The sequence below is a fragment of the Streptococcus sp. HMSC034B05 genome, assembly GCF_001809055.1.
Classification (GTDB): domain Bacteria; phylum Bacillota; class Bacilli; order Lactobacillales; family Streptococcaceae; genus Streptococcus; species Streptococcus constellatus.
On the sequence record NZ_KV795586.1, the window covers coordinates 1 to 11,077 of the forward strand.

The 11,077-nt window shown below is 35.2% G+C and carries 12 protein-coding genes; 4 read left to right on the forward strand and 8 right to left on the reverse strand.

Features of this window, described 5'->3' with window-relative positions; translation table 11 throughout:
• Positions 1 to 234: 234 nt before the first annotated feature.
• The 7 genes from HMPREF2542_RS09855 to HMPREF2542_RS01045 all read right to left on the reverse strand — a co-directional run bounded on the left by HMPREF2542_RS09855 (position 235) and on the right by HMPREF2542_RS01045 (position 5,547).
• Positions 235 to 402, reverse strand: coding sequence for a hypothetical protein (locus HMPREF2542_RS09855; RefSeq protein WP_155275736.1), 168 nt, complete (start codon positions 400 to 402; stop codon positions 235 to 237).
• Positions 403 to 701: 299 nt separating this feature from the next.
• Positions 702 to 1,967, reverse strand: coding sequence for a tyrosine-type recombinase/integrase (locus HMPREF2542_RS01020; protein WP_021002218.1), 1,266 nt, complete (start codon positions 1,965 to 1,967; stop codon positions 702 to 704).
• Between the two features lie 96 nt (positions 1,968 to 2,063).
• Positions 2,064 to 2,327 (reverse strand): MerR family transcriptional regulator, encoded by a 264-nt coding sequence (locus HMPREF2542_RS01025; protein WP_058670093.1) that lies wholly within the window; start codon positions 2,325 to 2,327, stop codon positions 2,064 to 2,066.
• 118 nt (positions 2,328 to 2,445) lie between these two features.
• A complete protein-coding gene (locus HMPREF2542_RS01030; RefSeq protein ID WP_227743461.1) occupies positions 2,446 to 3,657 on the reverse strand; it encodes a replication initiation factor domain-containing protein in 1,212 nt (403 codons plus the stop codon).
• A gap of 318 nt (positions 3,658 to 3,975) precedes the next feature.
• Complete coding sequence (locus HMPREF2542_RS01035) at positions 3,976 to 4,722, reverse strand: type IV secretory system conjugative DNA transfer family protein (RefSeq protein WP_041784068.1); 747 nt, start codon at positions 4,720 to 4,722, stop codon at positions 3,976 to 3,978.
• A gap of 13 nt (positions 4,723 to 4,735) precedes the next feature.
• A complete protein-coding gene (locus HMPREF2542_RS01040; protein ID WP_227743460.1) occupies positions 4,736 to 5,203 on the reverse strand; it encodes an RNA-binding protein in 468 nt (155 codons plus the stop codon).
• Positions 5,204 to 5,250: 47 nt separating this feature from the next.
• Positions 5,251 to 5,547, reverse strand: coding sequence for a hypothetical protein (locus HMPREF2542_RS01045; RefSeq protein WP_021002216.1), 297 nt, complete (start codon positions 5,545 to 5,547; stop codon positions 5,251 to 5,253).
• A 400-nt stretch (positions 5,548 to 5,947) separates the two neighbouring features.
• Between HMPREF2542_RS01045 and HMPREF2542_RS10035 the strand changes: the two genes are divergently transcribed.
• Both HMPREF2542_RS10035 and HMPREF2542_RS10040 read left to right on the forward strand, forming a co-directional pair.
• Complete coding sequence (locus HMPREF2542_RS10035) at positions 5,948 to 6,331, forward strand: hypothetical protein (protein ID WP_261674367.1); 384 nt, start codon at positions 5,948 to 5,950, stop codon at positions 6,329 to 6,331.
• A gap of 86 nt (positions 6,332 to 6,417) precedes the next feature.
• Positions 6,418 to 6,705 carry a hypothetical protein gene (locus HMPREF2542_RS10040; protein ID WP_261674368.1) on the forward strand — a complete coding sequence of 96 codons (288 nt, stop codon included), beginning with the start codon at positions 6,418 to 6,420 and terminating at the stop codon, positions 6,703 to 6,705.
• A 35-nt stretch (positions 6,706 to 6,740) separates the two neighbouring features.
• Here the strand turns inward: HMPREF2542_RS10040 and HMPREF2542_RS01055 are convergent, their stop codons facing one another.
• Positions 6,741 to 7,076 carry a helix-turn-helix domain-containing protein gene (locus HMPREF2542_RS01055; RefSeq protein ID WP_021002214.1) on the reverse strand — a complete coding sequence of 112 codons (336 nt, stop codon included), beginning with the start codon at positions 7,074 to 7,076 and terminating at the stop codon, positions 6,741 to 6,743.
• A gap of 159 nt (positions 7,077 to 7,235) precedes the next feature.
• Here HMPREF2542_RS01055 and HMPREF2542_RS01060 point away from each other — a divergent pair, with 159 nt between their 5' ends.
• Both HMPREF2542_RS01060 and HMPREF2542_RS01065 read left to right on the forward strand, forming a co-directional pair.
• Positions 7,236 to 10,082 (forward strand): SEC10/PgrA surface exclusion domain-containing protein, encoded by a 2,847-nt coding sequence (locus tag HMPREF2542_RS01060; RefSeq protein WP_058670091.1) that lies wholly within the window; start codon positions 7,236 to 7,238, stop codon positions 10,080 to 10,082.
• A 4-nt stretch (positions 10,083 to 10,086) separates the two neighbouring features.
• The gene (locus HMPREF2542_RS01065; RefSeq protein WP_021002212.1) at positions 10,087 to 10,530 is read left to right on the forward strand and encodes a hypothetical protein; all 444 of its coding nucleotides are present in this window, start codon (positions 10,087 to 10,089) and stop codon (positions 10,528 to 10,530) included.
• Positions 10,531 to 11,077 lie beyond the last annotated feature (547 nt).

An 11,077-nucleotide genomic window follows, 5' to 3' on the forward strand; every position in this document is an offset into this window, starting at 1 on the left:
AAAGTTTCTCTTCCTTTTGGTTTACTCCGTCCGCCCGGCGGACAGCATGAATCAAAAGAAATTTATCTCGTCCGCCGGGCAGACGGTCTGAACTACAAGCCGTTTGCCTTGTCAGCCGCGCGGACGAAGTGAAATTGTCTCGTTTCACCTCATCAGTCAACGAAATCCAGAAAAATCATCTCATTTAGTATAACATGAATGGGAAATTATAGAAAATTTTCTGAAAAAGAATGATTAAAAATCCGAACGATGGAAATGACGAACTTCTTCTGTAAGGATACGATGAAATTCTAATTCCCCTGTTAATTCTAATAACTGTAGCCCTTGAGTAATTAACTGTTCGTCATGCCTACAGATACCCAACCGAACCTGCGAGAAGCCCAACTGATCATAACGTTTCAACTTCCTAGCCAACTCAAATGCACGATTTGTAATACGACAACAATCATTAAAATAATTATTCCACAAATACAACCATATCTAAATTTTATCAAAATACTATTACTACTTTTTTACTTCTAATTTTAGGAAAGGATAACTATGAAACCAAGAGATGCTGTCCCAAATAATGGACGAATCAATTTTTAATATTTGATTTCTGTAAGGAATACTTAAAATCTATTTTAGTTGTGACAAACCTTATTAAATCAAGGTTTATAAGCTATTGATTTGGATAAAACTGTCAGAGGTTGCCATGAATTTCATGAGGTTAGCTCCGCAATTTTATTTAAATAAATATCTACCGCTTGTGTTTGATTTTTAGGGGCAAGCTCGGCATATATGTCCATAGTAGTCTTGATAGACTTATGTCCCATACGAACCTGTAACTCTTTCCAATTCATACCAGCATTTAACATCATAGAAGCGTGTGTATGACGGAATAAGTGAAAACCATAGTCAGGTAGACCAACTTCCTGTAATCGTCTTTTGAGTGTCGCACGTTCATTCCTATCGCACATATAGTTTCCGTAAATAGTTGGGAAAATCAACTTACTTTTTGAAAGACCGTTCTTCTTGAAATAAAGATTCATTTCATCATGGAAGTTTTGAAGTTGCTCAATAATTTGGTACGGAACAGCTATTTTTCTATTGCCCGAATCAGATTTAGGAGTATTTTTACAAACAACCTTTCCTTTTAATCCTAACTTAGGTTTCGCATTTTTCCAAACAAGAGTTTTAGTGACTAATATTTCAGAACTTTCAAAATCAAGGTCATAGATAGTCAAAGCTAATAGCTCATTGATTCTCATTCCTGAAGCAAGTAGACTGTCGCAGATAACTTTAAATCGCCGATTAGCCCTAGTATTAGGTAAAGTATCAACGAAATTTAGCCAGATAGTTAAATCTTCATCATGAAGAACCATAATGCGTTTTTGATTGCTTTTAGGTTTTGGGGGAATTTTGATAGATTGAGCAGGATTATGCTTTAATTCAAAGTGTGTTATTCCAAAATCAAAAATATCACTTAATTTATGGGCAATAGCTCCAAAATCTTTAGCACAGCCTTTTTCAGCTCTTTTTATTCCAGAATCTACAGATTCTTTTGATTTTGTTGCAAGCTCATTAACCCAGTTTTGAATATCAGACGAAGTAACTTTATCAGGCTGATATTGCCCAAATTGGGGGAGGATATAGGTATCTAGATAGTTCCTCACTCGGTTTAGAGTGTTATCTGAGCTGACCCAAGTCTCGTAGTTGGAGAACCACAGTTCAGCTAAATCTGACAAGGTAGCAATGCTAAAAGTTTCTTTCCTTGTTGAACCAGTTTCTTCAAAATCAATTTTAGCTTGAATAATTTTACGGTCTAAGGAGCGTAGGGTTTTAGCTGTTACGGTTGTTTTTACAGGTTTTCCAGTCTTTATATCTAAGCCTAGATAGATGCTCTTTGCTGAATAACTAATCTCGCCATTGTCCTTTACTTTCTTGAGGACGGTTTTTCCTTTATGGATAATTTTTTCTATATTCATTGCTGCTCTCTTCAATCAATCGAAGAATTGAAAAAAGCTAAAATAGATAGTATCTCACTTTCTTTTTTGATACTCCTATTTTAGCACATTTCACTTCTAGTTGTGGCTTAAAAACTCTAAAACAGTATCAATATGATAGTAAACGGTTCTAGTACCCTCAATAGGTGGTTCTAAACGTTTAAGACCTCTATTTTCCCATGAATTCAATGTATTTGGAGATATACTCAGTAAATCTAATAACTCTTTTTGAGTATAAATAATACCAGTTCTATTCTTTTCACTATTTAAATGTTTTAGTAGGTCAATAACAGTAAGAAGCATGAGTTCAATTTGCTTTAAATCAAAATTATTGCTAGACATACTATTCTCACTTTCTTTGGTAAATATAATTGAAATATGAGATAATAGCAGTAGGGGTAAGCTACTGCTTATCTCTCGCTAATCCGCAACATCACTTTTAGGCTTCTTGGCGGAATCTTTAGGAGTGATGTTGTTTTTTTTGGTAAAAAATTTGAAAGGCATCTTCAAGAAAATCTTCAAAATTAAATTTCTCAAGTTCCCTACTAAATTTATTTAACCATAACCCTACGTCTGGGTTGGGGGTGTAGTTGGTCTCATACTCTTGAATGAGCCTGATGATGAAGTGATTGCGGGCTTGAGTGCCCCAGACTTTTTCAATTTTCGTTAGAAGAGGAAAGAGTCCACTACCCTTCATTAAATATGAAATGGTTGATAAAAGGTCATTGTTACGAGAGTTTAAAGATTCAAGCTCTGGGAAGATGCCAGCCCCTTTAAGTAAATCACTAGTGAATTGCAACGGTTGACCAGTCTCTGCATCATGGAAACAATATTTATCAATCATTTTGTTGACAATGAGTTTACTCAAATCTTGAGGGTTATCAATATCAAGAAGTAAGGTTAGTATTTGATTGCTATAAGTTCCTTTGTAAGAAGCTTCCATACGTACCCAAGAATTGCAATACTTAGTTAAGTGCATATAGCGACCTTGATTGTCTAATTGTTCCTGATACTTGTTATAGATACGCAGCAGAGCATTTACATTCTTTTTTTTGCTACCGATATACATCGTTTGCGCTTGACCATTTACTTCTTGAGCGCTGATGTTAGAAATATTTTTACGTCCCTTATGATTAGTAATGATATATCGCTTGTTTTTCAGCCCTTGATACAGGTCATTGACAGACATTGAATAATTAAAGTAATCAACAGCAAGGTCAATACGAGAAAGGCGCAAATCATAATAGTCAGTATATAGCAATTGTGCTATATTGTGGATGTCAACTGCTTCACTATAATAGTCTTGATAGGAGGCTTTATAGTGAGACAAAGCCGATGCAGAAAATTTCAGGATAATGCCCATCGTGAAATTCATCTTATGCCATGCAATGGCAAAATAATAGGGCAAATGTTGAAAGGTAAAGCCATTTGTATAGCCTGCTGGCGGGGTTTCCAGTGGAACATAATTTCCAAAGAGAACTGGGAGGGATAGCTTTTCTGCTACTGTTTCAGACAGCGATAAAGCAAATTGATACCAATTATCTGGGTATTCTCCCACAGTATCTTCTGTCGGTTTGATGACAAATGTAGCTTCATCGACACTGGTCATAATGACTGGGTTACGGTCGTTATCTTTTTGAAGATATTTTTCAATTTCATTTCTACAAATCATTTTATCTTCTTTCTATCCGCCTAAAGAGTGAAAGTTAACTGGGCGGTAAATATTGTTTTGGTTAACTATTTATTGTAATGTAGCAAAATTCCTATGCTTTTATTATTCCACAGTTTTAGGAGGTAGTCACCCTAAATAAAATGTTGTAGAATAACGTTGATATAACAACTCTTTAAGGCAATAGAGTATAGTTTCCCTAAAGTGGAATTTGCAAAGCTTTAAAAAACAAGGTCAAATGGAACGGGGGTCTTTACATGTCCCCCGTATAACAGCCAGCTAAAGCTGGCGAGACAGTAAGCCAGCGTTTCCGCCGCAAGGCTACCCCTCGGCAACTGTCTCATCAGAATAGAAATAGCGGTCTGAACGATTAACAGCTTCTCGAATCAGGTTTTCTAAAGGAAGCATGTTATAACTTGGTACAATGATGTGACGACTATCTTGCCCATCTACCTTCATGTATCCTACACCTCGAGGGTTGTTTCTCACAATATTTTCTTTTTCATCTGAGAAGAGCATTGAGACAGTTTCCTTCGAGAGTTTGCCTAGTGCAATCACTGTACCTATCGAATCCCTTGATAGACCAAGTGAACTTTTATGAGCATCTTGCTGCGAAATAATTACATAGATTCTAAAGGAACGTCCTAGCTGAATTAAGCGAGTATAGTCTTTAATTGCCTGCTCACGCTCCTTTTTGTCAAGGCTATTTTGCCACGCATTAAACTCATCAAAACAGATAACAACAAATTCTCGTGATTTATCAATTCCTTTTTGACGATTTTCTAAAATGTTCAAGCCAATTTTTAATATGTCTGATACAGAATCAAAACGCTTAAAAGTTTTGCAGTCATTTAAAAAGGCAAAGTCAGAATCAGCCTTATAGTCCGCAATAAGGAATGGGGATTTTGGGTAACTATTAGCAAAACGAGCTAAGAAAATTTTTGTCGCATAAGTTTTTCCAGAACCACTGGAACCTACCAATAGAGCATGGGGCACACGCTCCACGGGTATATCCCAAAAGAATGGAGCCCCGTAGTCATATAGGCTTGCATCAAGAAAACATTTCATGTATAGTGCCTTTCTAAATGTAGGAAAAAGACATTTGGAGATTAAGGTAATATTGATTGTTATACCGTAAAATTTTTCCAAATTGAGTGTCAAATTGCAGTCTGTGTCCTTTGTCGGACCAGCTTTCATAGGTTGTAAATTCAGCTAGGTATTTGCTAAACTGTGTTAAAAAGACTTGTTGGATATAGCTTTCTTCTTCTTCATCAACAGGCTTCTTAGATAGCATAATAGGAAAACTAACAAGGTAAGAACGATTGTCATTGCTACTTTGCAAAAATCGAATGTAGCGACTATCAAAAAGAAGTTTTTGACCTGAAACAGTGGCGCTTTCTTCAATTACCTGCTCAATATCTGCTGTGATTGCTGGGAGGTTTAACTGAAGCATCTGAGCCTGTCTCTGCTTTTCGATAGTTTCACTAATCCTAAGAGCTAAATAAAGAAATCCAGTAAATAAGATAATTAGCCATGATATAAACGACATATAACAATTCCTTTCTATGGATAAGGGGAAATACTCCCCACTATCCATTAAACAAGTTCAATAAAAGCAGACTTAGCTTTTACTGAGAGTGCAGCACGATTCCCATTGGTATATGCAGTGATAGAAACATTCTCTAGAACAATTTCGACTTTTTCATCAAACAAAGTTGCAAAGTCAGATACATTAACCATATCAGCCTTGATATTTGTTTGATTGAACCGACCGTCTGGAGTTCGTACACCGATAGTTAATTGGGTTTGACCAGTGCTGAGACCAGAAGTAAAATCTTTTACTTCCGATGCGCCGATAAGACGACCTTGTATTGTTGTTTGTGTAGCTTCCACAGGCTACCTCTTTTCTAACCGTTTTATTAAATACATCAAAAAATTCACGGCTTTTCAAATTTATTGAAGGTATGTATTAGTGTGTGATAGCTATCTCACATTATTATTGTATAAAAACTAAAAAAATATGTTTACCTAAGAAATGCTATATTTTTGATATAATCTTTTTTGTTTAAAAATTAGGAAACTGTGGAATTTTTGATGAACTCATAACCCCTTGTAAATACTGGATTATAAAGACTATTATTTAGAGATTAAAAAAACTATAATCTAGCATGATAGAGTTTAATCAAGCATCATTATTTTTTGAAAACGTTTTACCCTAAAAGCTTTCTCCCTTCTTGAAATCTCTATATTTTATGTGATAAAATAAGATACTTTAACTTTAGGAGATGTTTCTATGAAAAACAAAATTAAAATAGAAGAACGTATGTTAGTTACAGTGACTCTCAATTTGATGCACAAAATGCAAGATTTTCAAGATTTTAAGAAAGAACAAGGTATTAGCGGAGATTATGAAGCCAAAGTCGCTTATCTAGTAGAGAACTTGCACGTACATGAAAAAACGGCTGAAAATTTGTTGTCTGGAAAGGTTGTGTCTCATAATAATTATTTAGAAATTTTCCCCTCGTTTGGTTCTGAATCAAATGGTGATACGCAAACAAAATTAGAAAAATTTGCCGAAATAATCTCGAAAGAAATTGAGAACGGAGATGACAATACTGTCAAAGAGGTAAATAGGATACTTTCTGATAAGTTAGATAAGTTAGATTTAAAAAAATAGTCAATGCGACATTTATCCAATCATTGGAAAAATCCAGTCAGTCTAGTTTAAAAAAGCTAAAAAATCCGAGTAAAAGGACAAAAACTTTGGATTATGCTTGGGTCATCTGGAATAGCTTTTTTTATGACTATACTTCTAAAAGAGATGATCAATATCAAATATTTACTAAGTTAAATGTAATAGAAAAAGCTATGGACTACTTCCCTTTAATCGAAAAGATTTTTGAATCAGAAGAAAATCTAGAGGTATTTTGTCAAGTAGCTGAACGATTAGATTTGTTTAAGATAGTTGATGAATATGAGGATTGGGAGAATGTAGAAAAGTTTATCAAATCAGTCCAAACTCGAAATGGTTTTGATAATTACTTATCTTAGAGCACACAAAAAGCCAAGTCAAAAAACGACTTGGCTTACCTTATCTGTTTCAACAATATTCTGAGAGCTTTAATAGTAGGCTCTCTTTTTTCTTTTGGGAGATTTTCAATATCTTCAATGAGTTGCACAAATTCCTTGCCTTTATTCTGATTTTCAATATTGAAAAAGGTATTCACGTCAACTTCAAGTGCTTGCATGATTTTTTCAATGGTTTCTATTTTAACGTTTAACTGTTTATTTTCTAAACGGTAAATGTAATTGAAACCTAAATCAGCTTTTTCTGCTAGATATTCTTGAGTCATTCCATTCTTCAGTCTTAAATGTCTGATTTGTTTAGCAACAAACTCTCTTAAATTCATATTTTTAGTCATGATAGCACCTCTTAACTATCATACAAGTTTCTTTTAATTAAAATACCACCTATTAAAGACTGAATTTTTAAAAATAATATAATACTAAAGACTGCAAATGTGATATAATATTTATAAAACAGTCTTTTGAGACTTATTTATTTAACAAAGGAGAACATTATGTCAAATTCTAAAACTCATGGTCATGGTACCATTAAAAAGTTACGCACGGGTGCTGTGGTATCTGTATTGGCTCTGTCATCTGTATATGGGGTATCTACAACGGTAAGTGCTGACGAGGTAGGTACAGGTGCTAAGGAGAGTATTGTTAAAACTGTAGAAAATCCTGATGCTAAGAATGATGCTCCTGTTGCTAAAGTAACAGAACAGCAAGTAACAGAAGCTAAGTCTCAAGCGGATACTGCAAATAAGGCTGTGGAAGCACAACAAGGGGTAGTTACTCAGGCTGATACGGCTGTTAAGGGTGCTGACCAAGTTGTTAATGACACTACAAATCAGATTAAAGAAGTAGAAACAGTTACACCTGCAAAGGTTGAAGAAGCTAAGGCTGATGCTCAAACTAAATCAGATGAGCTTGCTAAGTCTGAGGACTCCGTTAAGTCTGCTGAGCAGAGTCAAGCTGATACTGCTAAAAAGGTAGCAGACCAAACAACAGTAGTTAATCAGGCTGAGGCTAATGCTAATAAAACTGCAAGTGCTGTGGCTGATTCTCAGAAGAAGGTAGATGACCTTTCTAAATCAACAACTGATACTACTAAGTTGCAAAAAGATGTTGATGACCTTACTAAGAAGGTAGATAATGACCAAAAAGCCCTAGATACAGCTAAGCAATCTTTGGATACTGCTAAGTCTGATGAAGCTAATAAAGCTAAAGCTATTGAAGATGCTAATAAAGCAGTTAATGATGCAACTCAAATTGAAGCTTCTGCTAAGCAAACTTTAGATACTGCTAAATCCGCCGAAGCTGATTCTACTAAGAAAGTAGAAGACGCTAAAAAAGCTCTTGATGTAGCTAAAGCAGGTACTACACAAAAAGTACAAACAGGAACTAAAACTGTAACAACTGGTGGTAAGGCAACCCTTAAGGACGGAGTAGCTAAATCTGAATTGTTTGAATCAAACGGGGTAGTAACTTCTGATGCTTACTTAAAAGCTATTAAGGCTTTGGCAGAGGGTAAAGGCTCTTATGCTGATGTTCGTAAAGCTATTGCTGATGGTGTAGAGAATGTTCCAGGAAGTTCTTTAGCTGATATTGCAGCACCTAATCGTTCAGTATTTAAAAGTTGGAAAAGTAGCTACAATCCACAATTCTCTAATACAGATTCCACGACTAAGGTATCAGTTCATGATTTGACAGATGAGCAGTTAACTGATTTAGCTTTGTTCTATACTGCTTTGGTTAATGACCTGCGTTCTAAGGTTGGTACAGAACCACTTAAAGTAACTAAAGAGAGTATAGCAGCTACTAAACAAGCACTAAAAGATTTGTTTAATAAAACATTCCCCGCATATAACAATATGTCTGAAGCAGAACTCAAGGCTAATGGTTTCTGGGGACCAGAGTCTATTAAAAAAGTAACAGAATCAAATCAAACTCAAGAACACTTAGATGCTGTTCAAGGTTCAGGAAAACTTTTAAATGGTGTAGTAGCTAATCAAGTACAGTACCAAGGACATAATGGTGCTTATCAGACTATGGCTGATTTAAAGGCTAATTTGCTTGCTTTTGTAGGAAATATGCTCTACGGTTCCACTGGTACAGGTTCTAATGTATCAACAGCAGGTACTTCACGTGATAATTTTTCAGATGCTCTTGCTTTGCTTGGTCTTAGGGGGAACTACAACGCAGCTGGGGTAGGTGTAGACTTCTATACAACATTTAACGGACTGGGGTACTCTGCACCGGCAACTTATGCTTTGATGTTAAACACTAATGGAGAGGCTATCGACAATCCTTACCAGACTTTAACAGGTGGAAAAACAGAGGTTGTTCCTGTTTATGAAACAAAAACCATTGTAGATGAAAAAGCAGTAGCTAAAGCTCAATTAGCTTACGACACAGCAGTAAAAGCAGACCAAGATGCTAAAGCTAAGTTGGCTGAGGCTCAAACTAAGTACGATACTGCTATTAAGGCTTTGGCAGATGCTCAAAATCAACTTGCTAACCTACAATCAGGTACAGTAGATATTTCTGCTCTCGAAAAAGCGGTAGTAGATGCACAGGCTCAACTTGACTCAGATAAGGCTTCTCTCCAGTCTGCAAAAGAAACTCTTGCGGTAGCTAAAGCTAGTGCAGTAGATAAAGCTAATGCTCTTTCTAAGGCTCAGGCTGAACTTGTGAAAGCTAAATCTGAAAACTCAAAAGCTCAACAAGCTCTTACACAAGCTAAGGAAGAACTTGAAGTACTTACCAAAGCTAATGGGGTAGCTAAACAGGCTGTAGAATCTGCGACAGCTAACCGTGACAAAGTAAAAGTTCTTGCTGATGATGCTAATAAAAAAGCTAAAGACCTTGGGACAGCTTTAGTTAACAAACCAGCTGTACTTAAAGAACTGAATGCTAAGCTTACAGAAGCTCAAACTAAAGCAGTAGCAGCTCGTGCAGAGCTAGAAACTGCTAAAGAAGCACTTTCTAAGTTGCAGGCAACAGCTAAAGAAAAGGTTGCTAAGTACAATGAATTAGCTAAACTTAAAGCTGAACAAGATAAGGCTGAAGCTGATGCTAAACGTTTGCAAGATTTGAAAAATAAGGCTGATGAAATCCGTAAAAATGGCGGTCAGCCTAAAGAAGTTCTTGATGCTAAAGGTAATGTTGTAGATATTATTGATGCAGCGGTTAAAGAAGTGCCTACTAATTCTAAGGTAGTTCCTGTAACTTATTCAAGGGTTGAAAGAGGCAAGCAACTACCAAACACAGGCTCAAAAGGATCTATGCTTGGTTTACTAGGACTTAGCCTGCTAGTAGGTCTAGGATTGGGATATAAAGGAAAACATAGAAGAGGATAGGAAAATGAGTAACACAAGAAAATTTTTAAAAGAATTTATCAGATATAATTTATCCATTAGAGGTTTTGCTGTAATGAATCAAGGAAATTATTTGAAAGCAACAAAAGGTAAAGAAAAATTTAGAATTTTACCAGTAACTAGAACAATTCCGATAGATTCTGAAACCACTACAGTTGAAGCAAACTATGATTCTGTTAAGAAATTCCAAAAATACCATAATGAAAAGTATATTGATTGTATTGCTTATGGAATAAGTAAAGTTTCAGATAATGAGATTAAGGGGCTTGAATTATTTATAATTCCTATTGCAGAATTTGAGAAATATGTCCAACCTGACCAGAAAACAGGGGATGTTCTATCTAGAGCTTCTAATCACTATCATTACAATTATGCAAAATATAGTCACCCAATCAATGAGCTTATTCATAGCTCTTGGATAAGCAAGTAAAAAAAGAAAAATCTTCTTACATGGTGTAGGAAGATTTTTATATTCCACAAATGATTGAAAAGACTATGCTATTCTACTTATTTTTAGGAATGAAAAAAGCCCTAAGAATCTTCTAGGACTTCTCATTCTTCGATTGTTGACTTTCTTTTTTATTTCAAAAAAGGTTGCCAAAAAGGTTGCCATAGAACTGATTTCAAATGTTTTGTAATGAAATTCAATATTTCAAAAATCGCATGAAATCAAGGTTTTCAGCATGTACTGAAATGTAATGAAACCTTATTTAACTTATGAAAAGAAATAAATACTTTAAAGAATTGTTTATGTATAACATTCTGGCTTTGATCATTATATTCGTATTAACTAGATTTTTAAAAATTCCATTTAGATGGTGGATTACTATTGCAACTACTTCTTCTGCATACATTGTTTATCGTTGGCTAGATAAAGAGAATCATTAATATCTCTGCCTTACCAGAGAGGTAGAGGGGCAAATGCCCCTCTATTTTTATCACAAAAAGGAGTCTGAGACAAAATAGTTCTCAGTCAC